This window comes from Paenibacillus sp. FSL M8-0212 (genome assembly GCF_038004645.1).
Classification (GTDB): domain Bacteria; phylum Bacillota; class Bacilli; order Paenibacillales; family Paenibacillaceae; genus Paenibacillus.
On record NZ_JBBORP010000001.1, the window covers coordinates 916,862 to 943,393 of the forward strand.

Below are 26,532 nucleotides of genomic sequence, written 5' to 3' on the forward strand. Positions count from 1 at the left end.
CAGAATTTTTTGATTCCTTTTCCGAAGGGGAAATCCGGGGATAAAGGCGAACGCTTTGCTTTTTCAGGTTTTTTCTGTCCTCTCCGTTATCGTGTAAATGATTAGTCCAATTTATATAGTTTAATGTGACTTACCTTTGATATGACTAACGATTCTCTGAGCATCGTACTTGACCCATCCCAACAGTGCTGAACCTCGCGTTGTTTGCCAAGGTAGCCCTATAAAGTACAGTCCAGCAACCGGTGATACGCCTCTCTCGTGTATAATTACACCTTGGGCATCAAAAGCAGTATTGATATCGATCCAACTATCGTTTCGCTTAAATCCAGTCGCCCAGATAATATTGTCTATTCGTGTCTCACTACCATCCTCATATAGGATGCGGTCATCTATTGCATTTACAGCACGTGGGCGCATGTTAACTTTCCCTTGGATCATCAACTCTTTTAACTCATAACCATATACGTACTCAGGCTGATTTCGCAACCACTTTCCAACCATACGATCTGCACTTGCACGTAATACGCCGAGCTTTTCAAAATACCAGAATATACTTCGTTTCATGATATGCAAAGGCCTAAAGGTTATATTTCGAGCTATGGATATGTATACAGTTTGTTGTTCATCTGATGCTAACTCTACAGCGATTTGGGCACCTGAATTCCCTCCACCTACAACGACTGTTGTTCCATGATGCAATTGAGAAATATTTTTATACTCTGATGAATGAAGCTGAATTACACTCTCGGATAATGATTTCGCAAAATGAGGAACATTCTTGGTCTGGAAAGGCCCCGTCGCAACGATAATATTGCGCGCTTCAATCATTCCATCATTAGTTTCAACATAGTACATCTCATCTTGCTTCGAGAGACGGGAGATTAAACAGTTTAACTTTATAGGAAGATGCATTTGCTTGGCGTAACTTTCCAAATAATCTGCAATTTCATCTTTGCTTGGCAAGCTATTTTTATTACCACTAAGAGGCATTCCCGGTAAGCCATCATACATTCGTGGGGTAAAAAGACGCAAGGAATCGTACCGTTTACGCCAAGATTCCCCAACAGTTGAGGCAGCGTCAACGATTAAAAAAGTTAACCCCGACTGTTGAAGATAGTAACCTGCCGCCAAGCCTGCTTGCCCAGCTCCGATAACCAATACATCGTACATATGTATCATCCCCAATATTGTTATATATTAATATATGATCACTTGTTCATACGTTAATTTTACTTAACTACTGTCTATTTAGCAAGAGTAGAAAACATCACTATTAATTCCTCAAAAAAATTAACATAAAAAAGACTCCCTCTTGGGTAAAATGTACCCTATAAGCTGGACACTTGAAAAAAGTCCAGCTTATAGGGTATTTTGTTTATAATGAAAAAAAAGATGTTGGAGCGGAAATGTGATGACGAAAAGATTACTGACGAAGAAAGAACAAGAACAGCTAGAACGGAATCCAAATGTAATGGCTGTTAGTGAAAAGGCGATTACGTATACCGATGAATTTAAGCGCCATTTCATGAACAAGGTAAAATTCCTCGTGAAATTTTTGAAGAAGCCGGCTTAGATGTCGAATGTATTGGTTTAGACCGGATCCGTTCTGCCGGGAAACGTTGGCGTGCTTCGTATCGTGACGCAGGTGTAGAAGGCTTACAAGATACACGCAAAACGAATTCAGGCCGCCCATCAAAACGTGAATTAACATTAGAGGAAAAAATTAAACGATTAGAAGCAAAAAACCGATTACTACAAGCGGAGAATGAGTTACTAAAAAAGCTAGATCTACTCGAAAGGCAGATGAAGAAAAAGAAGTCAAAGTGGCAACAGAACTAAAGTTTGAATTCATTCATCAGACGATTAAAACGTACAAATTAAAGCGGTTGGTGAGCTATTTATGCGACGTCATGGAAGTATCACGTTCAGGTTATTACAATTACTTCAGTGAAAAATCAGTGCAAAAGCGTGTAAATAAAGACGAAGTAGATGAGCATGTAAAGAAAATGATCTACAAAGCGTATCATTTTCGGGGGCGAAACAAAGGAGCACGTCAAATCAAAATGACCTTAGAAAATCAATACAAAGTGACGTACAACTTAAAGCGTATTCGCCGAATTATGAAGAAATTTAAGATCATCTGTCCCATTCGAAAAGCTAATCCAGCCCGTAAAATGGCAAAGGCAACGTAAGAGCATCGTACATGTCCAAATGAATTACAGCGTAATTTCAAGTCAGGACAAGCTGGAAAGGTGTTATTAACGGACATCACCTATTTAACGTACAACGGTAGTAAACGCGCGTACTTATCTACCATTAAAGACGCAGAGACATATGAAATTTTAGCGTATGAAGTATCTTCCTCGTTAAGCATAGACATTGCATTGAACACGCTCCATCAATTGAAGAAGCACCGGCATTTAACAAAGGATGTCCTAATTCATTCTGATCAAGGCTTTCATTATACGAGCCCACAATTCCAAACCTTAGTAAAGAAAATGAGATTACGTCAATCGATGTCACGCCGAGGAAACTGTTGGGATAATGCCCCCAAGAATCGTTCTTTGGGCATTTTAAGGATGAAACAAATATAAAAGAATGCGAAACATTAGAAGAAGTGAAACGTGAAATTAAAAGTTACATGACGTATTACAATCACTATCGAGGGCAATGGAACTTAAAAAAGCTGCCGCCTGTAAAATACAGACAGCAGATTCAACAAGTTGCCTAGGTTTTTTTCAAAATGTCCTTTACAAAGAGTACACTTTAGGGAGCCATAAATCATTTCAGTGCAAGTTGCTTATAACGTATCATCGATGCTATCTGCTAAATATGATACGTTCGTTGAATTCTACCTGGTGTATCTATCGATGTCATCGATCGCAGATTGATGTTCTCTTCGATGATAATCTTCATGCTGACGAACGTCGTTTTTTAACTTTGCTAAGAATCCCCACCCCATAAAGGCAAGTAAAAGCACGGTAATCAGCGCATAAGCAAAGCTATATAGATTCATATAGAAGTTGATGAAAACTGCAGCGAGCATCAAGCCCAGAATCCATAATACCCACTTCGTACCCTTTCTCAAAATCATTTCCCTCCTCAATTCAGTTGTGTATTTTTATTATTATTTATCGAATAAACCTAATACATCATAGTTAAAATATTCGACATTTTTTTTTGTGCTGGATCTTTAATACCAGTTCTTTTTCAGCTAAGGCATTCAAAGTTCTTCTTGCTGTTGAAGCTGCAATATCAACATGTTCCGCGGCCTGTACTGCTGTAATATTGGGATATCTGAAAGTCATTAAGTATACCAGTCTCTCTGAATGTCCGTCACATTTTGCCAAACCAGTTCTTGCTATTTGCTCTGCTTGATCTAGTAACACGTTTAACTTCTCAGCCATTTGTTGAGAGTCATCTAAACCAATTATACCATTTGGAATTTTCACCTCTAGTCTCATTTAATAAGTGATAATACTTCGCTCGTTGTTTCTCTAATTCTCACTAACAAAAAATATTGGACTAGATAGCTGTTCTGATTGCATCAAATACAGAGCTATTAGAATTCCCTGTATCATCAGATAAGTGACTTACATCCATTTTTTCACCATTATTCGGGTCAACACCATCTGGAATGTTAAACGACCGATCAATATTAACTTGCAATGTAGGGAAGAACCACCTCCCATATAACGAAAACTTTAAGATTACGCTTGCCATGTACCTCTAGCGACCAGCAAAGATCAGGACTCTCCTCCCCCAAACCATGAAATTTAAAGTTTTCTTTATATTTCCTTGATGAGATCGTTTTCTATGATAAACTCATGATAATTAAAATGATATAATTCTACATATTTTAGGAAGAAGCTATGAAAAGAAATTATTAATCGTTACTATTTTTTAGATGGAGGGTGTTTGAAATGAGAGGCAGAGGCATCAAGACACAAGCATGGCGGTTTAGTTCGAGAAGACAGGTAAGAGGATGGATGTCGTTCGTTCGGATGTTACTCATTGCCGCATTGGTTGTTTCACTTCTTCCGGCGGGAACATCGACAGTATCGGCGAATACGGGGGTAACGTATCTAGACCAGAATGGCGATCTACAAACAAACGAGAATGTAGCGGTCATCCATGATGCATCTGATTTGAATAACTCTACACTTGCAAGCGGCTGGTATTTGTTTAGTGGTGCATGGAGCTTATCTAATAGGATTAACATAACGGGCGATGTTCATATTATCCTTGAGGATGGCAGTGATGTAGAGGCACCTCAAGGAATTGATGTTTCTAATAACAACCTCTTGACGATTTATGCACAATCTACTGGATCTGGGACATTAGAGCCTCTGGGCATGAGGGTAGCGCAGGGATCGGAGGCGGCAAATGGAGTACTGGTGGTACGATTACGATAACTGGTGGCGATATTAAAGCAACTGGTAGTGATGGTGGCGCAGGAATCGTGAGTGGCTCTATTGGTCGTTTGGATTCGCTTAGTGTCAGTGGATCATACGCATATTGGACGAATACCACCAATAGTGCGCCTAGCACGATGACGGGGAGCGGCAGTTTTAACGGTGATGTTACCACATTCAGAGGATTTTCTTACGTCCAATTACGCTCTATTGAATTTATTACAAGCGCACCGATTACAGTCACTGCCCCTGTAACGGGAGCTACGCCGAGTACGACAGCAACGGTTGGTACAGCGAACTTCACGGCGAGAACCGTAATATGGAGTCCAGATGAAGAAGCTTTCGCAGGGAGTACGGCCTACACGGCTACTGTTACTCTAACGGCGAATAGCGGTTATGTTTTCGCAGCTATGCTTACGACACAACGATTAACGGCAAGGCTGCTGCAGTGACTGATAACACGGGCGAAGCGGTTACGCTGTCGTATACATTTGCCGAATTGGCAGCGGGATGCGAAAATCTCTGTCACTGCCCCAGTAACGGGAGCTGCACCGAGTACGACAGCAACGGTTGGCACAGCGAACTTCACGGCAAGCACTGTAACATGGAGTCCAATGGCAGTTACATTCGCAGGGAGTACCGCATACACCGCTACTGTGACGCTAACGGCGAATAGCGGTTATGTTTTTGCAGCTACGCATACGACAGGAATGATTAACGGCAAGGCTGCTACAGTAACAAGCAACACGGGCGAAACGGTTACGCTGTCGTATGTATTTGCCGCAACTGTAACTTCTGGCGGCGGAGGCACATCGAGTCCAATCTTTACAGGTTCACCAGAACCTGAACCGACACCTGAGCCAACATCTGAGCCAACTCCTAAGCCAACGCAGCAACCTGTAGTTGAAGTATTTAACAGTAACATTGTGAATCGCGCTAGCCTGGTCGAGAAGCTCGCTGCCCAAGTCTCAGCAGCAAATACTGCTAATACGACAACTGATTTTGCGGATACTCATGGACACTGGGCGAAACAAACGATCAATACCTTCTTGAAGGTGCAGTTGATTAGCGGCTATGAAGACGACACATTTAGACCGAACGGGAATATAACGCACGCCGAATTCGCCACGATGCTAAGTCGCGCATTCAACATCCAAGCTGACAACAGTAACAACGTAACATTTAACGATCTAGACAAGCACTGGGCGAAAGACGTAATTATGAACCTTGCCGCTGCAGGAGTAATCCAAGGCTATGAGGGTGGGACGTTCATACCTGAGAAGACGATTACACGTGAAAAAATGGTCATTCTTTTATCTCGCATCGCTAACCTGAATACGATGACTAAAGATACATCCAAAGGTCATTTCACGGATCTGAGTCGTTCTTACGTAGCGAACGAAATTCAAACGGCAGCGCAAGTGGGCATCGTCAATGGCAAAGGAAAGGATCGATTCGATCCTAAAGGCAATGCCACTCGCGCAGAAGCGCTTGAGATCATTTTGAACACACTGAATCTTGATCCGCAGGTGAAATCACTACTAGATTCACTGAGCTAAACCGAGTGGATATTCAGAAGATAACCTAATATAATAACTAGAAACATAGCGGCATAAGGGAGCATATCATACTCCCTGCGCCGCTTTTTTTATGAATTTAACCTACAGATTACAACGCATCCTTGGCAACAAGCATATAGCCTGAGTTTCAGAAGCCAATACGTTTTGTAGCTTGTTCAATTCGTCCACAGTAAAAACATCATCCGATAACTCAATTTAAATACCTAGGCTATCTCTTCATTGAATATTTAATATAAAGACACCTTAGAAAATCCAGGGGTCTTTAGATCCCGAATTCACTAAGGTGTCTATTTGCATGTGACCAAAACTCTTAAAAGAGGCTTCTCACAAGTTCGGAGAACTCGTGAAAAGCCTCTAATTATATAAACGCTAACCAATCTGTGACAACGGAGCACTCAAGAACCCTGTAAACCCTTATATACTAAGGTATTTATGGGGCTAATTACATCATGCCGCCCATGAGACAAAGGCTTTTTTATGTGTTTTTTGAGTCTATTTGTGACGATTTTATCCGGTTTTCTTGAAAAATTGGTTCGATAAATCCGTGTTAGTAAGATGTGTGGGTAGAGTTTGTGGGCAAAATGTGGGCATTGAATTACTCAGGTGAATGTGTCATGTGCGGGAACATAGGCGGTTGGGTTCCCATCCGCTTCTTAACCTGCCACTAATGAAATCCTTGTTACCATTATACCACTTGGATCACGATTTAAAACATAACAGTATCTATTATGATTGATATTCATCTTGTTACTTCACCTTCCATTATTCATGTATTTGAACATCCACAGCATTATCTTCGCTTCTAACCTCATATCGTTTTTCAGGCTTCCCATACACATTTATTAACTGATGGCTTGTTGAGAACGAATTATCCTCAAGATAGCTCTTGCTCCCGAAAATCAATTCTTCTATTGCAGGAGACTGCTGTTCAGTCCAGTCCGGCTGCTCTTTGAACAGCCTTTCAACTTTTTTAATCAAAGTGAGATTGCCCACATTTTCTGTGTTATCATCAGGCATAATCACAAACAAGTAATCCCTCGCACGGCTAATGGAGACGTTTATGATGTTAATCTTGTTGAGAAACATCTCCTTTGAAGTCGAGATGAACGGGGGAGGGTTAAACAGTGCAATGATGATGTCACACTCGTCGCCTTGGAAGCCGTGTATCGTGCCGACCTGAATATCAATATTTTTCGGCAAGGTAGTTGCAGCCATCAGTTTATCAATCAAGTCCGACTGCGCCCGATACGGAGCTATTAGCCCAATTCGGAACATCTTATCATCTTTCATAAGTTCGACAATCGATGATAGATACTTTACAAATTCAAAGGCAAATAGAGCCGAATACACCTGATAGTTGCTTTTGCTTTGTAACTGCTTAGGCCTATAAATACTCTCATATTTACTAATAGGGAACTTGATAATGTTTAAAGGTTTAATATCAATAAAATCACCAATAGGCAGTGATCGTTGACTTTCAGTAGTGCGGTTGTGCTTTAATACTCCGTCATATGCGAACCGACTGAACACCTCTCCTATTGCTGGTATGCTCCTGTATTGAGTAGTCAGGAGTTCAACATTGTATGAGTGAGGTACCGTTGTGGGTTCGGTGAACGATTTGAGTTCCACCATAGTGTATATATTTTCATTCTTCCAGAGATCTACACTAGTGATAGGCTCTATTTGGAACGGGTCTCCCGCAATAATAAATTTCACAGGTGTCTTCTTATAAAGCGGGAAAACGATGTTGACCAATGGAATCATAGATGCTTCGTCAATGATAATATAATCCCACTTTAGTTCACTCAAATGAAGCCTAGTGCTTTCGTCTGGCAGAAAGTAATCGTACGGAAAACGGGCGATCGTCGAGACAGTAACATTTCTTGACAACGTACGAATATCGAAGTTCTTGTCACGAAAAACACCGCTCTGCTCAATGATGCTGTCGTTCGTTGCTCCAAAACGAACAAGCCAGTCACAGTAACTATGATCTGCGTCCTTAATTTCCATAATACGCCGTACAAGGACATCTGCCGCTTTATTTGTTGGAGTTAAAACAAGAACTTTCAAATTCTCGACTTCCCTCATAATGGGTAGAATAACCTCTCTCGCCAGATGCGTTGTTTTCCCTGTGCCGGGAGGACCGAAAACGAACTCAATATTTTCGCATAGGTTGCCTTTCATATCATAGTCGTCTTCGAAGCCGAGTTTATTGAATGCTTTTCGCAATTCCTCTAGTAGGAATACAGGGTTCTTTGCGACGATTCTTGCTTCTTTGACGAGTGATAAATCAACCCCTTCTATTTGAGCGTTCGTCCTCAGTTTCACCCGTAAAGTGTATGACTTTACATTCACAACTTCAATTGCAACTTTGACCATAGGATGATTTTCAAAATGCAATTCAAGTGGAATATCCGCAAGGTCTTCCATGGACTGAGGGATATAGCGGTTCGGATGCTTTAAGATTAAGGTTCTAGATGTACCTTCCTCAAGCTTAACTTTAGAGAACGATATGGAAACCTCTCTGCTGCTTGCATTATTTTCGCCACTATTGATCGACTCCAACTCAAGAAGGACTTTGAACCATCCGTATGAATACTTTTCAGCCGCATGCGCCTGCTGCTTTAAATCCTCAAGGCGGGCAATCGCATTAATGTCCCGCTCAGCCTGTTCCTTAACTTTTTCAATTTTCTTACTGATGTTGACAGACGGCTTTGAATAATCGTCTTCATCAATCGGCGCGTCCTCAATATCGTCATCTTGTTGCATAATCCGCCTTCCTTGTGCGGAAGTTGCCCGTTTCAAGATTTCCTTTACGACGCGTTTAACTGTAGGACTGGGATCAGGTGTGGTTTCTTCCGGTTCATCATCGAGCAAGTCCTCATCTTCCTCTTCAGCATCAGAAACCTCAGCGGTTTTTTTGCGCTTGGCATACTCTAATAGAGCCTGCCTTTGCTCCTCGTCTGACAATCCTAATGTTTCGGCATAAGAGGTGATATCAATCTTATCCTCTTCAGTCTCTTCAACTTCTTCCCTGATTCCTAGAAGCCTGATTAGTTCGACCGCTTCGTCGCTTGATAAATCATATTGCAGGTGAAGAGTTTCAACGGTCAGTTCATTGGCGGATAGGAATTCTCCTTCGCGATTGGCGAGCCATGGTTGAGTCCGAAGTCGATTAGCTTCGGTTGAATCGAATTTTTCAGTACGCTCACTGTAATAGTAGTATTTGTATTTGCCGCACAAAACACTTTCCTGCGACCAATAGTTATCGTTTAAAAGTCCGTACTCAACCAATTTAAGTAACTGAGTCCAAACAAAACAGGATTTCTCAAAGTCTCGTTCATTAGCAGTGATTTCCACTAATTCTTTGCAACCATCAATGTAGTTCTCTTTCCATATTTGATACCCTGTTGAACGTGGCCAATCAGTCTTAATTTCATTCGCTTCTTGCAAGCTTAATTCACAGGAAATAATTCTCGGTGTATCCTTAACGCCAAGATCCGTCAAAAAACTGATCAATTCCTCTTTCTTATCTTCGCCGACAAGTTGCAGATACTCATCAAAACAAACGAATTTCGTTTCCGACTTTGGTTGAAACCATTGCTGCAAAGGTTCAAATGGGAAATAAAGTCCCTCCGCTATTCCGCGATACTGAGTTTCGTCGTATTTGGACTTATACAAAACAAAACTATATTCCTTAATTAAGGATAGAATAGACTTTGCCTCGGCCTGAGAACACACCTGATAATATCGGAAGAACTTTTTGAAATGAGGTCTGGTACCAATGGCACCCCCTTTCTTGTATTCAGGCAGAATAATGTTGTATATCTCGTCCCGTAAAGAAGGCTCACTGATACCAAGTTGCTTTATGAACGCAAGCGTTTCCTCATTATGCAACAAAGAATTATTGATGGTCGCGTAACCACTGTCGCCTTCAGTTGGTAGAAACAATATGGCTTGCTTCTTAACGTCAAAAGCAGCAACTGCTTTTCCGCCCTCATTGAGAAAAATCGGTTTTGTTAGAATCAGCTCTGTTCTGCCCTTCGTCTCTGCAATCCATTTATAGAAAAGATGTAGCCACTCAATCGGTTGTGACTCTATGAAGTCAGGTGTGATTCCATCATAAGAAGTTCCAGAATCGACCTTCCAACCTTTGAGTATTTTCCCTTCATCTAACCAGACTTCGGTTATTGAATCAATATAATCAGTGAGTGCTTCATTTTTACGGCGAGTGTCCTGACGTCCGAAAGATGTGAACACCCACTTAGCCGTCTCATTTTTACTTAACAGAGCTAGTTGAAGATTTGAAAATAACTCGGCAATTTGAGGTACAAATGCCCAATATGCATCCCCGGCAGCTACATATCCATCTAAACTCGGAATGATTGCCGTGCATCTAAACGCTTCTTTAATTGCAGTATAGAAAGGTTTAAACGATATTGTCTTCTTGCTGTTAACATCAACAAAGCCACTCTCATCATATGGCACAATGTCGAGAATATTATCGTCAATCAGTGGCACCTTTATTTTCTGCCCGATTTCCGTGAGATATAGAAGACTGTCTGCTGCCAAGTTTGAAAGCAAAGCAATCATGTCAATATTATGCTGAACACCTGCTCTTATTCCCTCACGGCTGTCGGTAAGCAGAAACGGAGCATGAAGTATAAAATTCAACCCGGTAACTTCCTTTGTTGGAAAGAAGCAAAAAGCGTAATGTGTCTTTGGCATCAGATGTCCTTGTGCATCAACAAAGAAGCCGACAGAGTACGTATGCCCTTTATCATTATCACGGGAGAACAACCATAACTTATCGTCGTAGAGGTCGTCGCGGTTCTCTCCGTCATTTTGGGTGAGGCTTACAAACTCGGCGATAGTATTATCAATGTTATGTATTTCCTCAACGGTCTTCCCATATAAACCCAAAATGCCGGATATCTCAAATGATATATCCTTAAGGTTAGACAGAAAAAGAAGCGGGTAATCAAGCGAGCGCAGTTTTTCCGAAATATCGGAATAGGCATCTTCAACACTACGCTTTTCGTGGTCAAACGGGAAGACAAACAGGGTTTCACCATTTTTTCTTCCATCGTAATCGGCTTCTAGACAGATCGGTACTATGAACCGTTCGATTTTGAAAAAGATATTAGGGTCATAAATTTGCGGTGTAGCAGTGTATTGAAATACCGCCTTAAACCCTACACCAAACTTTCCAATGGTTGCTTCATCCGTTTTATTGGAACCACCGACAGCGGTTATAGAATTTATGTCACCCAACACCCTGTTCTCAAGGTCTTGGGCTTCTGTGGCAGGGTCTGAGACCGTAAATCGGCGTGTCCCATTATGGACGAATATAAGTTTGTCTTTGAACAACTCGAAGCGAGCTGATGTTGCTTTAGCGTCATCAGCGTTTTGAAGTAGCTCGTAAATAAAGTGCGCTTGATCAGAATATTTCTCAACCACACTGTTCTTTACCCCACGCAATGCGAATCCCTCAAGGGCTTTCGCACTCTCTGATCTACTCACGGATAGAGCATTAAAATAAACTTCCTGTTGCTGTTCCATTAGCATTACCTCACTTATTAAAGTGTAACAGATCTCATCAAAACATCATTGCACTCACAAAAAAATTGCTAAGTATATGGGGACGCGAAACTCAGCGTTCCCATACCTCTTCATCCATCACTCAGAATCCATATAAATCAAGGAACAAACGACTTCAACATGCCCCGTATGCGGGAACATTGGCAAGTTGATTCCCGGTTGTCCAGGTCGACTAAAACCTTGATTTATATGGTTTTTCTCTAATCGTGAGTGGTTCTATTTGGTTGAAGTTAGCTCCAAAATGATGGCTTTCGTCCCCAATCCGTTCCCACTACTACCAAATGTCAGGACACCGCGAATGCTCGGAAGCATACTATTTTATGGCCTTTAAGCACTCGCCCTTACTATTTTACGGTTCTTAATTTTGCCTTTGCCTTCTTCATCAACAGTTCAATGCCAGATGTCAAAGATGCCTTCCGGTTCTCGCTTTCAGCAATTTCCTTGCGAATTGTTTCGATCACTTCAAGCTCCGTATCGTAAAAGCTACTTAATTCCTTAGCAATACCCATTTCATATTCGTTCCTCATTTCTTGAGCAACTATCCGGTATTCTCGCCGAATCTCAGTTCGTGCCCCCCTAAGCTTTATCGCCTGGTCCTCCTCGTCTTTTTCACCTTTGAGAGTCAGGAATACATCAAGCATCACACCTATAATAGACAACACCGGGCCAAGTTTATTAATGAATTTAGTCAATTTTGTAGCGCCCCATGGTTTAAATTTCCCGCCGAACATCTTTACTAAGTTATATACTGTATCCTTGGAGACCTTAGTTGCCATACCACCCAACTTTTCTAGAGCTTGGGGTCCCTTACTCAACCATTTTAAAGAGTTCCCGCCATCAACTTCGCGTTCGTTAATGGTATGCTTATTCTCAACTAATTCAGCCTGAATCTGCCTTCTTACAATAGATCCTAGTTCGGAGTTACTTAGCTGATCAAGTTCTATTTCGAGTCTGCTCATTTCTCCTTCAATAATCTTGGATATAGCATCCAACGACTCCTTGGATTTCAGTTCAATATTTCGCTCCGAGTTTTTTATAGCCTTGTTGATTTCTTCTGACGTATGCTGACCGTCTACAAGTGCTGCGACCGTCTCCCCTTCCATTAGCACCTCATGGTCAAGAGAGCTAAGTTCAGCTTTGTATTGGTTGGTAAGCCTCCCCTCTGAGGAACGCAAAATAAGTTTTTTGCGACGGAGTAACTCCATCATGTTTCGGCTTAAAGGGGTTTCCGTTACAGCTAGGTTGTAAGCCTGGTCCAAGATATCGATTAGACGATTTAAAGGTGTGGCCAGCTTGGCCGTATATCTGTTCTTATCCGATAGTTCCTGTAGCCTATTCCACAATTGAGCAAAATTCGACTTATCAACTAAATACTCTTTCTCCTCTTCATCTTCTTCTGCTTGAGCTGCCAAATACGAATCGGAATCGATGAAGCATGTATAAAAATCATCCGGGTGGGCAGGCTCCATCACTTTAAGTAAAGATTTCGTTAACGTCACGGGACTTCCAGATTCGCGTACCATCTTATTAACGACTAGAATCATTTGACCTTGACGCTGTAGTTCGAACGCTAATTTGCGGAAGAAAACTCCTCCTTGAGGGTTAAACAGTTCGTTAGAAACAACAAACACCAGCAAATCGGATTTTGAAATCTGATCCAGGGTTACTTCATCGTGATCGTTGCGCCCAGCAAAAATTCCGGGTGTATCGATGAGTAGCAATTCGTCCCACAAATACCGCTCTGTTCGATCCGTAAGAATTTGGGCCCCGATCTTGATGTCTTTATTGCCTGCCTCATACACCATGACGGTTTTAGAACCAACTTCCGATTCCACCACTTCCTTACGTTTGAACGAAGCTCCTGTTAAAGCAGCTATTGTGGTCGATTTTCCTGCGTTATATTGGCCAACAAAAGAAATGGTAAGATGGGTTTGGCTCTCGTACTCTTCCATAAACTGTTCTAGTTGCAGTAGAAGAGGTTTATTCTCCGCACTTTCGTCTCCGTTCTTTAGTAGCTCGAAGGCATGATCATAAAACTCTTGAATTTCCTTTGCCAAAGTATGAAATTGAAAAGACATAGTTACCACTCCTTCCGCATATAGTAATTTGTTGTTTGGAAATTAGAATGACTAGGTGCCTCTAGGAAATCTTAAGCCTGATTCCAGTGATCTCGCTAGCCAATCGAATGTTGATTCCCTGTTTGCCTATCAATTTCCCCTTCTCCGTTGAAGGAACGGTAATCGTGGCTTCATTTTGCTTGCCCTCAGTAGCTTTGCTGAGCTTGATCATGTCCGGAGTTATATCAGCGGGATATAGAGCGCGGCACACCCGTTCCTTCGTGTTGGAACCATCACTAAATAGATGAACTTGTTCACCACAAATAGAATCTAAATTTGTTTTGATGCTACCTGCCATCTGCCAACCATTAGGAACCATGATTTTCGTGGCGCGGCCTTGCTCTCTAGAAAGAGCAATAATCTGCAACTCTGTGCAATTTACCCCTTCGAAGCTAAGCAGCTTTGCAAATAGCTTCTTATTCATGTTCGTCTTTCTCAATCTTATTTCCGACGCAAATGCTTTCAACACATCTGCAATTCCAAAGAGTCCACTAATATAAGTAGATACCTGATCTAACATCTCTCTTTTACCCTTACGGATAATTTGTCGATCAAACCACTGCAAATAGGCTTCAACAGCCTTTTTATGGGTATCGTCAATCATCGCTGTTAGCTGCTCTTTTGCATCATGTTTTGCTTTACGCCACTTCTTTTCTTCCCAACCCCCGAACAACCAACTGAATAAACCTGCAGCTACACTAACTCCCATTGCGATCCAGCCTACCGGATTCCAAAAATTTGCAACCCCGACATTAGCAAGAATAAACGCCCCTGCCGATACCCCTCCTGCAATAACGCCACCCCATTTGACAACACGCCCGATTTGCCCTTTTTGAAGGCCTCCCATTTCTGCCGTATCAGTCTCTAATAGCTCCAGGTCGAATTGATATTGCTTCGTGAACTCCGTTAATTTTTCTTGAAGTTCTCTCACAATTCTTTGAAGTTCTCCCACCATCTTGGACTTCAACTCATCCTGCTCTGCCTTCAGCCTAGCAGTAAGCAGCTTATCAACATCAGGAGAAGCCAAATTGGTATCAATAAATCCTGGAATCCATTGTTTGATCCGATCAAAATGTTTTTTGCAAACGGTAATAATCTGATGCTTACTATCCGATGCAAATCCGTCAAAAAAGGACATTAATTCCTTCTTTTTGTTAAGCATGAACTTTGCTTGGGTTCGGATTGAGCGCTGCTCTTCAAGCATCATCTTCTCCAAGGTATCTGCAAAATAGATCGCACTGTCGTAAAACGTGAGAAGTCTCCTTTGCTTCCCTCGCTTTTGAACCTCAGCACTAATCGCATTATGAACTTCATCGAAATTGCTCAGTCTCCACAGATCATTAGCGTGTGCCGCATACTCCGGCAGAGTGCTCTTGAACCCAGCATCCGCATGAATATTCACGATTTTGACCTGAGGAATATTCATGTGTTGCTTCACGTACGCTCGGATGTGCTTTTGGTGCTCATCAAGACGTTCTTTATCGAAAATTTTATGGGGCATACGAAGGAATCGCTTTAGTTCCACTTCATTGTTAATATTGTATTTTACATTAAGCAAAATCATAAATGGCTTGTTAATCTCCTGTAGCCTCGCCATATGGTCAAACTCTCCAGGTTGAATGGAATCATCCGATGCCAGAAACAAGATAAAATCAGATTGATCAATGATGTCATGTGCTTTGGCTGTATCATCATCACCCTTGAAGGCTTCGAAGCCCGGAACATCAAGAAGGCGAAGCCCGTTCCAATTATACTCTTGTACATCCCGGGTCGTTCTTTGTGCTCCCTTGCCTATCGTCACTCCATCGCCACAAGTCAAAGCTTCACGAATGGTACTTTTACCTGCTTTTGTTCGCCCGAACAAAGCTACGGTGAAATCATTTAGATGCTTCTTTTTGACCTCAATAGAGTGACTGAGGTCTTGCATACTTTCCGAAGTTTGCTTTTCTAATTTATGTACAATTCCATTCAATACAGGAAAAAAACTAAAGTTTTCCGCATCCTTATCTCGAAATAATTCATCAGTTTGAACTCGAACATTCCGAGTGAGTTCCTTGACCTGATACTTGACCCCATTGGCAAACAATAGACTTTCTTTATTTGCTTCTTTTGCAGTTTCTCTGCAAGTCTGCAGGGCCTCTTTAAATCGACCATTATGTGCGTGTTCCAAGAAAATCCCCTCCCTCTTTGTCAATCCGCCCAACTGAGATCAAGCTAATAACTAACTATAAAGACTGAACCTCAGGTCCCATTTTCCAATGTAAAATATGAGATACATTGGAATACGTCTGTTGAATTCGACAAACATTATGGTTTTCCCTCTCAGTTTAGTTAATGTTTCTAAGCATGATTTTTAACAGTTCTTTGTTCAAACAGAATAAGCCGAGGAAATACAGGAGTGAACCCCCAAATCTCGCTCGACTTAGATAAACTTTTAAGCTATGGGCAGACTTTCAAGTTTTAGGCAAACTTTATTTGTAGACCTTACCCTAAAGCGTGACGATGAAAGTACTATTACAGGTAAGGACCGGAAGATGATGATGAAGTCCGTAACTGCGATAGCAGCTAAATTAGTCCACCTGTACGTTACATACACAATATGTCGGTTTAAGTTTATCAACCTTACGATGCGCGATTAATATTCAGTTACAATATGAGAAGTCTTGAATATTAAATCCGAGTGCTACTAGAAAATTCTCTATTCTATTTCTTTGTTCCGACTCAGGAAGGTTCTCGGCTACATCAAATAAATGAATTCTAGCAGTATCTAAAATAAAACTTAATCTGGGATTAGTCCTTACAACTGAATTCACCTGATCTTGCCGATCAGCGAGACACTTCTCGATATCTAATAAATATACTCCAAACATCGCGAGATAATAATTATAATCAATGTAATCAATCTCTTTCTTTAAAAGAGCCTCTTCCAAATTAATTAGATACTCCTCTGACTCTTCCAGCAACGTTATTCTTCGGGAAATGTGAGCTGTACTAGCGATCTCATATCGGGTCATTAACAAATCGATAATAGATCGATGTGAGATGGTATTGTTAATTTCTAGCGGGAGATTATGTTGGTCTTCATAATTATCTAAAGAAACTTGACCAGAGTGCCTGTAAAATATATGTCCTAATTCATGCGCAATCGCTTCTATTTTTTCTTCCTCGTTAAGTCTCTCCATGACGAAGATTCGCCCATCAGGACCAACGTTTGCGGGTGAATTATCACTTAATCTATAAGTCTGCTCATCACTTGAAGGTACTTCTACAATTACATATGTTATGTTCATTTGTTCTAAATCATTTTTCAAACGTTCTAAACTCATTATCGTAACTCCTTCACGGAAGCGCCCAAAGCTCCTTCAGTGTTTTCAAGGTTAGTTCCTCAAAACCAGAAGGGATTACCTTTTAATTACAGATAAAAAGACACTAGGAAATCATTTGCCTCTCAACGTCTTTAAAATACCATGTAGAGGTAATATACCTTAAGGTCACTACAAATTATAGTGAATATTGACGGATTGTAATATGAAGTGCGACACCTACTGGAAATAAATAAGAAATGGCCCATGGCCGGATTCGTGGAAGGTTCCTACACCACATTCACACAAGGAGAATCCACCATGAGCTACACACATCTTAGCATAATTGAGCGCAGCAAGCTAGAAATCCTCCATCGGCAAGGTCAAAGTTCAAGAGCCATCGCAAAAGAATTAGGAAGGCATCCTTCGACGATTTGTCGTGAATTGGATCGTGCTACTTCAACGCAACCCTATCGCTCAGAGCGCTTATGAGGAGCGTCGTAAAGCTTCGATCTCACCCGGTAAATGGTCCCAAGGCATCGCTATTTCCTTGGAGGAAAAACTACAGGCAACGTGGTCTCCGGAACAAATCACGGAACGTTTCCGCATTGATGGTGTGCCGTCGATCTCCTTTAAAACTATCTATCGCTGGCTCTACGCTGGGCGTCTGGTTCGAGGCACGTTGCAGGTCCTTCCGGCACAAAGGGAAGCGTAGGAAGCCCACAGAAACTCGCGGTAAATTCGCTATCGGCAGATCGATTTCGGATCGTCCCAAAGAGGTTCGTTCCCGTGAAACATTTGGGCACTGGGAACTGGATACCGTTGTTTCGGGTCGTGGGAAAAGTAAAGAATGCGTAGCTACGCTCATTGAACGCAAAACCCGTCTGTATACCGCGATTCTCATGCCTGATCGCACAGCTTTGTCCATGGAAATTGCACTTGGTGTAGCCATCTCACAGTATCCTACAGGTACTTTTCTCACAGCCACGGCTGATCGTGGAAAAGAGTTTGCATGCTATGCCAATCTGGAAACAAGCCATGACCTGCACGTTTATTTTGCTGATCCATATTCGTCTTGGCAACGCGGTTCCAATGAAAATGCGAATGGCTTGCTTCGGGAATTCTTCCCGAAAGGCACCGACCTCGCTCAAGTGGAGGATGAAGATCTCGCCGGTTCACTAGATTTAATTAACCACAGACCACGAAAATGCTTGGGTTGGAGAACCGCTCACGAACCTTTCACAGAGGAACTGTCGCACTTGATTTGACAATCTGTCATTCCAAAAAATTTTTCGAGATGGTTACTTTCCAAATCAGCGTCTCCTCTCTTTCTTAAAAACAAAAGACACCTTAGAGCGATTTCCATCACTCTAAGGTGTCTTCGTTTTACACAATGTGGGCAAAATGTGGGCAAACCAGGTTTCTCCGAAGAGAAACTCTTGCCCCATAAGGCTTCGCAGCCTTTATTACATCATGCCGCCCATTCCACCCATACCGCCCATGTCAGGCATTCCGCCACCAGCACCTGCAGGTTCTGGTTTGTCAGCGATAACTGCTTCAGTAGTCAAGAACATTGCAGCTACGGAAGCCGCGTTCTGCAATGCATAACGAGTTACTTTCGCAGGGTCAACGATACCTGCTTCGATCATGTTAACCCACTCGCCAGTTGCAGCGTTGAAGCCGATTCCTGTTTGTTCTTTTTTCAGACGTTCCACGATTACGGAACCTTCTTCGCCAGCGTTAGCTGCGATTGTGCGAATTGGTGCTTCCAGAGCACGCAGGACGATGTTTACGCCTGTTTGCTCGTCACCAGACAGAGCTACAGCCGCAACCGCGCTATATACGTTCATGAGCGCTGTACCACCACCGGATACGATACCTTCTTCAACCGCAGCGCGAGTTGCGTTCAGGGCATCTTCGATGCGAAGTTTGCGTTCTTTCAATTCTGTTTCAGTAGCCGCACCAACTTTGATTACTGCTACACCGCCGGACAATTTAGCCAGACGCTCTTGCAGTTTCTCTTTGTCGAACTCGGAAGTTGTTTCTTCCAATTGTGTACGGATTTGGCTAACACGTGCATCGATATCGGATTTGTTACCAGCACCGTCAACGATGATTGTGTTTTCTTTTGTTACGCGGATTTGACGAGCTGTACCCAGTTGTTCCACAACAGCGGATTTCAGGTCCAGACCCAGTTCTTCCGTGATCAATTGGCCACCAGTGAGGGCAGCGATGTCTTGCAGCATTGCTTTACGACGGTCACCGAATCCTGGAGCTTTAACAGCTACAGCATTGAATGTACCACGCAATTTGTTCACAACCAGCATAGCCAGTGCTTCGCCTTCGATATCTTCAGCGATCAATACCAGCGGTTTGCCTTGTTGAACGATTTTCTCAAGCAATGGCAAGATATCTTGCGTGCTGGAGATTTTTTTGTCTGTGATCAAGATGTACGGATTGTCCAAAACAGCTTCCATTTTGTCCGTATCAGTGATCATGTAAGGAGAGATGTATCCACGGTCGAATTGCATACCTTCAACCACTTCAAGCTCTGTAGCGAATCCTTTGGATTCTTCTACTGTGATTACGCCATCTTTACCTACTTTTTCCATAGCTTCAGCGATCAGTTCGCCTACTTCTTCGTCAGCTGCAGAGATTGCTGCAACTTGTGCGATGGATTGTTTGGAATCAATTGGTTTGGAGATGGATTGCAATTCAGCAACCGCAGCTTTAACCGCTTTGTCGATCCCTTTACGGATACCGATTGGGCTAGCGCCTGCAGTTACGTTTTTCAGACCTTCTGTGATCAGCGCTTGCGCCAATACAGTTGCTGTTGTAGTACCGTCACCGGCAACATCGTTGGTTTTTGTCGCTACTTCTTTAACCAGTTGTGCACCCATGTTCTCGAATGCATCTTCCAGTTCGATTTCTTTAGCAATGGTTACACCATCGTTTGTGATGAGCGGGCTTCCGAATTTTTTCTCCAGAACCACGTTACGGCCTTTAGGACCGAGTGTTACTTTTACTGCATTAGCCAATGCGTCCACACCACGAAGCATGGAGCGACGAGCGTCTTCACTGAATTTAATGTCTTTAGCCATGTTAAGAAAACCTCCCTAGTTTTTGTTGGAAAATGGTCGTGCTATATGGTTCGGTTATCCGATTAAATTTGAATTAGTCGAGAATCGCGTGAATATCGCTCTCTTTCATAATCAAATATTCTTTACCTTCGAATTTGATTTCTGTACCGGCATATTTGGAGAAAATAACGCGATCTCCTTCTTTCACTTCCAGAGCTACACGTACGCCGTCTTTCAATACTCCAGCACCAACTGCAATGATTCTACCCTCTTGCGGTTTTTCTTTGGCGGAGTCCGGGAGTACGATCCCGAAAGAAGTTGTTTGTTCTTGCTCCAGTGGTTCTACCAATACGCGTTCACCTAAAGGTCTGATCATGAAAAATAGCCTCCTTTTGAAATTATATAACGTTACATTGTAGGTTGTAGCCATATGTATTAGCACTCGACAGTGTTCAGTGCTAACAACCAACTTTATGATACTCAACTTGAAGCATGATTTCAAGTCCTTTTGACGAATTCCTGCGAGAATTTACGTTGAATTTACACGAACATAACCAAATTACACCCGCTGCGCCTGGTTATATGTTGCAATTCACTAATCTTATTCTACGAAATTGTTTAGCCCTTCTGCAACGTTAGCGGACAGTCCCTTTCCCATTGTATCCATTGTTGAACATAATATGCCTGCTTGTCCTGTCGTGTTGGTCGGCAGTCTACAGAAATAGCCCGGATAAGAACAGACCGTCTTCTCCGGGCACATTACAGCTTATCCTCATTCAGCCCACATGTTTCTTATCCTCGGCACGAACGTAGCGGGATTCGATCTCTTCATCGGCTGCAAGCTGCTTGCGATATACGATTGCGGATAATAACACACTGATCTCATATAACAGGAGCAAAGGAATCATCACCAGCAGATCAGATATAAAGTCTGGAGGTGTAATAACCACTGCAATGAAGATCAGAACAAAATAAGCAACTCTGCGCATCTTGCGAAGACGAATTGGATTCAGAATCCGCAGTCCTGTCAGAAACATAATAAGTAAAGGAAGTTCAAATAACAGGGACACAGGCAGCACAATGCCAAACAGGAAGCTGAAATACTGTTTCATCCCGTAGGTCTCCACAAGCCCCATCTTCTCCGTAATCGCTGTTGTGAAGGCAAGTGCCATCGGAAAAATAACATAATACGAGAAAGCCATACCTGTCAGAAATAACAGAAACACATAGGGCACATACTTCAGCGTTGCTTTTCGTTCGCGCGGCTTTAGCCCTGGACTAACAAACTTCCAGATCTGATACACCGTAAACGGCAGTGTAATAATAAGTGAGAACAACCCTGCAATCTTCATATAAATGCCAATTCCGTCCCAGAACGAGAAGGCATGTAACACAAAACCTTTTGCCGACTCTGACTTGGTCAGATATTGGTATACCGGGTCCGCCACAAAAAATCCTGCAATCAGTCCCAGCACAAAAATACTTAATACGTAGATCAGCCGCTTCCGCAGCTCACTCAGATGTTCCGTAATCGACATTTCTTCCATTTGCTGCGTCATGCCTGCCCCCCATTATTGCCAGCTTAAAATACAAAACCCTTCCGGCAGGAAGGGATTTCTCTTTCATTGCCGTCAAGATTATTCCGGCAGGCGTTTATCAGCAGGCTTGTCTGCAGGTGTGCTCTCAGCCGCCAGCGGTTTCGCCTTCTCCTGCTCTTTGCGATTGGACGAGTCATCCTCAGAGATAATCTCGCGAGCGCCCTCTTTGAATTCACGGAAGGTACGCCCAACTGCACGTCCCAGTTCCGGAAGTTTGTTGGGTCCAAACAACAACAATGCAATCACGGCCAGCAAAATAAAACCCGTTGGTCCAATGGAACTAAACATTGATATTCCTCCTCGTCTCAAGCTTCGAAGATGCGCATACTCGGCCAGATGTTCATAGATGTCTCTGCTGCGTTCTTAATTTAAGCCCATCATACCATAGATGTAACCACTTACATAACCCGCAAAATTCACAAATAAGAGATGTCACTAGAACAATCTAACAACAGTCATGGCGAATCGGATATCTTGCCCAGAGTCCATGCTCGATTATTGCTTGAACTGACCCGTAACCATCAGCAGCGCTTCCGGAAGCTGATCCATAATGGCAGCCAGATGTTCGTGCACACCCTTTGGCGTACCTGGCAGATTAACAATCAGCGTGCGTCCACGAATGCCACATACCCCACGGAACAGCATTGCAGAACGGTTTTTGCTCATTACACTGTACCGCATGGCCTCTGCCATCCCGGGAACTTCCCGCTCAATTACGCGCCGGGTCGCTTCCGGAGTAATATCACGAATGGCCAGCTCCGTGCCACCGGTAGTCAGCACCAGATCGGCGTGAAAATAATCCGTCATCTCAATCAAAGCCGCAATAATCTCATCGGGTTCATCCGGAACGATACGGTACTCCACGATTTGACCACCCAGCTCTTCTTCCACCAGCTCCCGAATGACTTGTGCACTCGTATCCTCACGTTCCCCGCGGGCTCCTTTGTCACTGGCTGTCAGGATTGCTGTTCTCCACACCATAAAGATCACCCTTCTCCTCTATGAAAATAAATATTGCCTATCGGCTGTAATCACCGTTTTTGCCACCACTCTTGGAATTCAGCATGGTTGGACCGATAATCATATCTTTTTGCATGGCCTTGCACATGTCATAGACCGTCAGTGCTGCAGCTGAGGCAGCCGTGAGCGCCTCCATCTCAACACCCGTTTTGCCTTCGGTTTTGACAGTGACTTCAATGTGTAATTCATCCACTCCGTTATCATGAAAACGAATATCCACACCCGTCAGTGCCAGCGGATGGCACATCGGAATCCAGTCCGACGTTTTCTTCGCGCCTTGAATCCCGGCAATCTGAGCCACAGCCAGAACATCACCTTTACCGATTCGGCCCTCCCGAATCGCTTCCAGTGTATCTGGATTCATCGTCACCTTGGTTACGGCCACAGCCGTACGTACGGTAATTTCCTTACCCGAAATATCAACCATCCGGGCCCGCCCCTGTTCATTAAAATGGGTCAGTTTGCCTCCCGAAGACTGGCCGTTGTTCACTTCTGAACTCAATCACATCACAACCCTTTATTCGATATGTAATATACCTTCGGTTGTTATCAACAGATCAATCCGCAGATCGAGCAGGTCCATTGGGATCTCCTCTTGTAGCTGACCCGGCAATACCATCGCAGCCATCAACGGTTTCTTGCCCGTCATCACACATGTTGCTGCAAGCGTCTCGGCAAAACGATCATAATAACCGCCACCATAACCAATACGCCCGCCATGAAGATCATAACCAAGCCCCGGTACCAATACGAGATCGATATCAGGCCAATCTTCAGACGTCAGGACTTCACAGGAATCCTTAGGTTCCGGTATCCCCCATATGCCTGGCTCCAGATCCTGTTCTCCGGTCACTCGCCGTAGCTCCATTCGGGGTGGATTCGCCAATACTTTTGGTGCAAGCATCACATCTCCATGGTTCCAGCCCTCTTGAAACAGAAAAGCTGTAGATGCTTCGCTTCCATAGGACAAATAACTGAATATAACGAGTGGTCTGTTCACGACCTTACTCTTGGCCTGTCTAAGGCGCTCCAGTTCCCGCTTCACTCCAGCGTTAATCTTAGTCATTGCCTGCTGACGCATGCTTGCATCCATCAAATCACGGCTCTGTCTCAGTCTGGATCGAAGCTGACTTTTCAGTTCCGCATGATCCTGCATATCCTTGAATAACCTCCTGTTGATAGGGAAGGTAGAAAAAAGCTCTCATTAAAAACAATTTATATGTTATGACCAGTTGTCATCTTGTTGAAATGGTTAAAATGATTCATTTTCTGTAAAATCCTCATGTAATAACATGCCTTCTTTCAGTTTATCATTGATTGATCAAAAAGACTACATGCCCCATGCGTTCCCAATCGGTGCAATTGCTCTGTATTTCATGTAAACTGGGATATAGTTGTCATATCAAGAACTGGACCTATGGAGGAACTTAATTTTATGCTGCTGCAAGTATCCGGAATTATCAAACGTTTTGGTGTCGATCCAATCCTGGACGGCGTGAACTTACAAATATTAGAACGCGAGCGCATCGGCCTCGTTGGTGTAAACGGTGCAGGAAAATCCACTTTGCTCAAAATTGTGGCGGGTGAAATGTCCTATGACGGGGGACAGATTTTCAAATCCAAAGAAACGACGCTCGGTTACCTGGCTCAGAACAGTGGGCTGCAATCGGACCGCAGCATCTGGGAAGAAATGATGAACGTCTTCGCTCACCTGACACAGGCTGAAGCCGACTTGCGTCAGATGGAACGCGATATTGCCGACCCTGCCCAGATGGAAGACGAGAAAAAGTATGCGGACCTGCTGGAACGTTATGCGAAACGCTCCGACTGGTTCAAGGACCATGGCGGTTATGAGATGGAAACTCGCATTCGCAGCGTACTGCACGGGATGGGATTCGGCGAATTTTCGCCAGACACCCCTATTGCTACTCTAAGCGGCGGGCAGAAGACACGCCTTGCACTAGCTCGTATTTTGCTTCAGGCACCTGATCTGCTCATGCTGGACGAGCCTACCAACTATCTCGATATCGCCACCCTTACTTGGTTGGAAGATTATCTAAGAGGTTATTCAGGCGCACTGCTCGTGGTATCCCATGACCGGTACTTCCTTGATCGACTCGTAACGACCATCGTTGAGATCGAACGGCACCGCTCCAAAAAATATACGGGCAATTACAGCCGTTATATGGAACTCAAAGCTGCCGAATATGAGACTCAGATGAAGCAATATGAGAAACAACAGGGCGAAATCTCCAAGATGGAAGATTTTGTTCAGAAAAATATCGTACGTGCTTCGACAACCAAACGGGCGCAAAGCCGCCGCAAAGCCCTCGACAAAATGGAGCGGCTTGATAAACCGATGGGAGATCTGAAAAAAGCCCATTTCTCCTTCGAAACCGCCGTTATGTCCGGCAAGGAAGTGCTTCGAGTGGATCAGCTGTCTGTCGCTTATGATGAGGCTTCTCCATTGTTCCGCAACGTCTCCTTCGATCTGCGGCGCGGGGAAACCGTTGCTCTGATTGGACCAAACGGTATTGGTAAATCCACCATGCTGAAGTGTCTGACCGGAAGTTTACGTCCGGTACATGGAGATATCCAATGGGGAACAAAAGTGCAGATTGGCTATTATGATCAGGAACAGACTGGCCTCAATCCGTCCAACACGGTTCTGGAAGAACTGTGGAGTGCCTATCCCGGGATGGAAGAAGCACGCATTCGGACCGTACTGGGGAACTTTTTGTTCAGCGGTGACGATGTACTCAAGAAGATCTCCTCCCTCAGCGGGGGTGAGAAGGCACGTGTGTCTCTCTCCAAGCTGATGCTGAAGGAAGCCAACATGCTCATTCTGGATGAGCCTACAAACCATCTCGACCTGTTTGCCAAAGAAGTGCTGGAAGCGGCATTAATGGATTATGAAGGCACCCTGCTGTTCATCTCCCATGACCGGTACTTCCTCAATAAAATGGCTGAACGGATAGTCGAGCTTCATCCAGGCGGCACGGAGCACTATCTCGGTAATTATGATGATTATGTGGAGAAAAAACAGGAGCTTGAGGACATCGCACGTGAAGCTGCTGAGGCACGTCAGGCTTCGGCCAAGAACTCGTCCAAATCCGATCTGAACACAGTCACAACCGAAAAATCCGGAGCGGCTTCATTCGAAGCGGAAAAACAGGCGAAGCGTGAAGAGCGTAACCGGCAACGCAAGCAAGAAGCTCTGGAACAACAGATTGCGGAGTTGGAAACGAAGATTACAGAGCTTGAGTCACAGATGGCTCTGCCTGAAATCTATCAGGATTACATGAAGCTGCAAGAACTCCAGCAACAATCGGAGGAACACAAAGCAGAACTCACCAAGGCATACGAGGACTGGGAAGAACTAGCTATGGAATAGTACGAATAGTACAGACTCAGACCATGGCTTGATCACTCCAATACAAGTATAGTTGTACCACCGGCTGATTCCTTATTGGGATCAGCTTTTTGTTTGTTGAGGACGAGTATTGAAGCCATGCACCTTATGTTCTGTATGTTCCTTGAGATTGAACTCTAACCTACGAAGGTTAGGAAGCTGTTTTGGCTTTTGTCAAATTTACTCGAATGAAGAGAAATATTTTTATCCCCCTTTTCCTCACACTTATCCACAAGAAAGCAAGATAGCAAGCACATTAATAAGCTTAATTATACAGCGGTAGAATAGCCTTTTACACACAAAAACCATATTTATCCACCAAGTTATCCACTTTATCCACAACTTTGTGGATAGTAAGGAGTCATTCTATCCCCTAAACCCTTTTCCTTTCGAAAACTATACTGGTT

The 26,532-nt window shown here is 43.3% G+C and carries 19 protein-coding genes and 2 pseudogenes; 6 read left to right on the forward strand and 15 right to left on the reverse strand.

Annotation, left to right across the window (positions count from 1 at the left end; genetic code table 11):
• Positions 1–120: 120 nt before the first annotated feature.
• On the reverse strand, positions 121–1,179 hold the full coding sequence (locus MKX68_RS04270; RefSeq protein WP_340915278.1) for a flavin-containing monooxygenase: 1,059 nt from the start codon (positions 1,177–1,179) through the stop codon (positions 121–123).
• 232 nt (positions 1,180–1,411) lie between these two features.
• Here MKX68_RS04270 and MKX68_RS04275 point away from each other — a divergent pair.
• Positions 1,412–2,731, forward strand: a pseudogene (locus MKX68_RS04275) (IS3 family transposase).
• A 120-nt stretch (positions 2,732–2,851) separates the two neighbouring features.
• Here MKX68_RS04275 and MKX68_RS04280 read toward each other — a convergent pair.
• The 3 genes from MKX68_RS04280 to MKX68_RS04290 form a co-directional block, all read right to left on the reverse strand.
• Positions 2,852–3,088: a hypothetical protein gene (locus MKX68_RS04280; RefSeq protein WP_076209645.1), complete on the reverse strand. Its 237-nt coding sequence runs from the start codon at positions 3,086–3,088 to the stop codon at positions 2,852–2,854.
• A gap of 70 nt (positions 3,089–3,158) precedes the next feature.
• Positions 3,159–3,464 carry a hypothetical protein gene (locus MKX68_RS04285; protein WP_340909399.1) on the reverse strand — a complete coding sequence of 102 codons (306 nt, stop codon included), beginning with the start codon at positions 3,462–3,464 and terminating at the stop codon, positions 3,159–3,161.
• Positions 3,465–3,525: 61 nt separating this feature from the next.
• Positions 3,526–3,723, reverse strand: coding sequence for a hypothetical protein (locus MKX68_RS04290; protein ID WP_340909401.1), 198 nt, complete (start codon positions 3,721–3,723; stop codon positions 3,526–3,528).
• Between the two features lie 200 nt (positions 3,724–3,923).
• Here MKX68_RS04290 and MKX68_RS04295 point away from each other — a divergent pair, with 200 nt between their 5' ends.
• Genes MKX68_RS04295 through MKX68_RS04305 form a run of 3 tightly spaced genes read left to right on the forward strand, consistent with a single transcriptional unit; the run spans position 3,924 to position 5,974 of the window.
• Positions 3,924–4,415, forward strand: a complete 492-nt coding sequence (locus MKX68_RS04295; RefSeq protein ID WP_076209643.1) for a hypothetical protein — start codon at positions 3,924–3,926, stop codon at positions 4,413–4,415.
• Positions 4,416–4,462: 47 nt separating this feature from the next.
• Positions 4,463–4,867, forward strand: coding sequence for a hypothetical protein (locus tag MKX68_RS04300; RefSeq protein WP_340909403.1), 405 nt, complete (start codon positions 4,463–4,465; stop codon positions 4,865–4,867).
• A gap of 39 nt (positions 4,868–4,906) precedes the next feature.
• Positions 4,907–5,974, forward strand: coding sequence for an S-layer homology domain-containing protein (locus MKX68_RS04305; protein ID WP_340909405.1), 1,068 nt, complete (start codon positions 4,907–4,909; stop codon positions 5,972–5,974).
• Positions 5,975–6,757: 783 nt separating this feature from the next.
• Here the strand turns inward: MKX68_RS04305 and MKX68_RS04310 are convergent.
• The 4 genes from MKX68_RS04310 to MKX68_RS04325 form a co-directional block, all read right to left on the reverse strand.
• The gene (locus MKX68_RS04310) at positions 6,758–11,557 is read right to left on the reverse strand and encodes an AAA domain-containing protein (protein WP_340909406.1); all 4,800 of its coding nucleotides are present in this window, start codon (positions 11,555–11,557) and stop codon (positions 6,758–6,760) included.
• Positions 11,558–11,940: 383 nt separating this feature from the next.
• Positions 11,941–13,674, reverse strand: coding sequence for a GTPase (locus MKX68_RS04315; protein ID WP_076209639.1), 1,734 nt, complete (start codon positions 13,672–13,674; stop codon positions 11,941–11,943).
• Positions 13,675–13,735: 61 nt separating this feature from the next.
• Positions 13,736–15,883 carry a GTPase gene (locus tag MKX68_RS04320; protein ID WP_076209638.1) on the reverse strand — a complete coding sequence of 716 codons (2,148 nt, stop codon included), beginning with the start codon at positions 15,881–15,883 and terminating at the stop codon, positions 13,736–13,738.
• Between the two features lie 472 nt (positions 15,884–16,355).
• Complete coding sequence (locus tag MKX68_RS04325) at positions 16,356–17,039, reverse strand: ImmA/IrrE family metallo-endopeptidase (RefSeq protein ID WP_076209637.1); 684 nt, start codon at positions 17,037–17,039, stop codon at positions 16,356–16,358.
• A 297-nt stretch (positions 17,040–17,336) separates the two neighbouring features.
• Between MKX68_RS04325 and MKX68_RS04330 the strand changes: the two are divergent.
• Positions 17,337–18,283, forward strand: a pseudogene (locus MKX68_RS04330) (IS30 family transposase).
• 198 nt (positions 18,284–18,481) lie between these two features.
• On the opposite strand, the gene groL reads toward MKX68_RS04330, so the two are convergent.
• From groL to MKX68_RS04365, 7 genes are all read right to left on the reverse strand, one after another.
• Positions 18,482–20,116 carry a chaperonin GroEL gene (groL, locus tag MKX68_RS04335; RefSeq protein WP_036611259.1) on the reverse strand — a complete coding sequence of 545 codons (1,635 nt, stop codon included), beginning with the start codon at positions 20,114–20,116 and terminating at the stop codon, positions 18,482–18,484.
• 73 nt (positions 20,117–20,189) lie between these two features.
• Positions 20,190–20,471 (reverse strand): co-chaperone GroES, encoded by a 282-nt coding sequence (groES, locus tag MKX68_RS04340; RefSeq protein WP_017690077.1) that lies wholly within the window; start codon positions 20,469–20,471, stop codon positions 20,190–20,192.
• A gap of 400 nt (positions 20,472–20,871) precedes the next feature.
• Positions 20,872–21,654 (reverse strand): twin-arginine translocase subunit TatC, encoded by a 783-nt coding sequence (gene tatC / locus MKX68_RS04345; protein WP_091015386.1) that lies wholly within the window; start codon positions 21,652–21,654, stop codon positions 20,872–20,874.
• 78 nt (positions 21,655–21,732) lie between these two features.
• Positions 21,733–21,981: a twin-arginine translocase TatA/TatE family subunit gene (tatA, locus tag MKX68_RS04350; protein ID WP_036668966.1), complete on the reverse strand. Its 249-nt coding sequence runs from the start codon at positions 21,979–21,981 to the stop codon at positions 21,733–21,735.
• Positions 21,982–22,188: 207 nt separating this feature from the next.
• On the reverse strand, positions 22,189–22,674 hold the full coding sequence (locus tag MKX68_RS04355) for a MogA/MoaB family molybdenum cofactor biosynthesis protein (RefSeq protein ID WP_017690080.1): 486 nt from the start codon (positions 22,672–22,674) through the stop codon (positions 22,189–22,191).
• 37 nt (positions 22,675–22,711) lie between these two features.
• The gene (gene moaC, locus MKX68_RS04360; RefSeq protein ID WP_340909412.1) at positions 22,712–23,203 is read right to left on the reverse strand and encodes a cyclic pyranopterin monophosphate synthase MoaC; all 492 of its coding nucleotides are present in this window, start codon (positions 23,201–23,203) and stop codon (positions 22,712–22,714) included.
• Between the two features lie 27 nt (positions 23,204–23,230).
• Positions 23,231–23,869, reverse strand: coding sequence for a 5-formyltetrahydrofolate cyclo-ligase (locus MKX68_RS04365; protein ID WP_339785640.1), 639 nt, complete (start codon positions 23,867–23,869; stop codon positions 23,231–23,233).
• Between the two features lie 279 nt (positions 23,870–24,148).
• Here MKX68_RS04365 and MKX68_RS04370 point away from each other — a divergent pair, with 279 nt between their 5' ends.
• The gene (locus MKX68_RS04370; protein ID WP_340909414.1) at positions 24,149–26,107 is read left to right on the forward strand and encodes an ABC-F family ATP-binding cassette domain-containing protein; all 1,959 of its coding nucleotides are present in this window, start codon (positions 24,149–24,151) and stop codon (positions 26,105–26,107) included.
• The last annotated feature ends 425 nt before the right edge of the window (positions 26,108–26,532 follow it).

Bases quoted from the DNA above. Each gene is read 5' to 3' on its own strand.
- MKX68_RS04270 (WP_340915278.1), bottom strand. From the start codon at position 1,179: ATGATACATATGTACGATGTATTGGTTATCGGAGCTGGGCAAGCAGGC.
- MKX68_RS04285 (WP_340909399.1), bottom strand. From the start codon at position 3,464: ATGAGACTAGAGGTGAAAATTCCAAATGGTATAATTGGTTTAGATGAC.
- MKX68_RS04290 (WP_340909401.1), bottom strand. From the start codon at position 3,723: ATGGCAAGCGTAATCTTAAAGTTTTCGTTATATGGGAGGTGGTTCTTC.
- MKX68_RS04295 (WP_076209643.1), top strand. From the start codon at position 3,924: ATGAGAGGCAGAGGCATCAAGACACAAGCATGGCGGTTTAGTTCGAGA.
- MKX68_RS04310 (WP_340909406.1), bottom strand. From the start codon at position 11,557: ATGGAACAGCAACAGGAAGTTTATTTTAATGCTCTATCCGTGAGTAGA.
- MKX68_RS04315 (WP_076209639.1), bottom strand. From the start codon at position 13,674: ATGTCTTTTCAATTTCATACTTTGGCAAAGGAAATTCAAGAGTTTTAT.
- MKX68_RS04325 (WP_076209637.1), bottom strand. From the start codon at position 17,039: ATGAGTTTAGAACGTTTGAAAAATGATTTAGAACAAATGAACATAACA.
- groL (WP_036611259.1), bottom strand. From the start codon at position 20,116: ATGGCTAAAGACATTAAATTCAGTGAAGACGCTCGTCGCTCCATGCTT.
- groES (WP_017690077.1), bottom strand. From the start codon at position 20,471: ATGATCAGACCTTTAGGTGAACGCGTATTGGTAGAACCACTGGAGCAA.
- tatC (WP_091015386.1), bottom strand. From the start codon at position 21,654: ATGACGCAGCAAATGGAAGAAATGTCGATTACGGAACATCTGAGTGAG.
- tatA (WP_036668966.1), bottom strand. From the start codon at position 21,981: ATGTTTAGTTCCATTGGACCAACGGGTTTTATTTTGCTGGCCGTGATT.
- MKX68_RS04355 (WP_017690080.1), bottom strand. From the start codon at position 22,674: ATGGTGTGGAGAACAGCAATCCTGACAGCCAGTGACAAAGGAGCCCGC.
- MKX68_RS04365 (WP_339785640.1), bottom strand. From the start codon at position 23,869: ATGCAGGATCATGCGGAACTGAAAAGTCAGCTTCGATCCAGACTGAGA.
- MKX68_RS04370 (WP_340909414.1), top strand. From the start codon at position 24,149: ATGCTGCTGCAAGTATCCGGAATTATCAAACGTTTTGGTGTCGATCCA.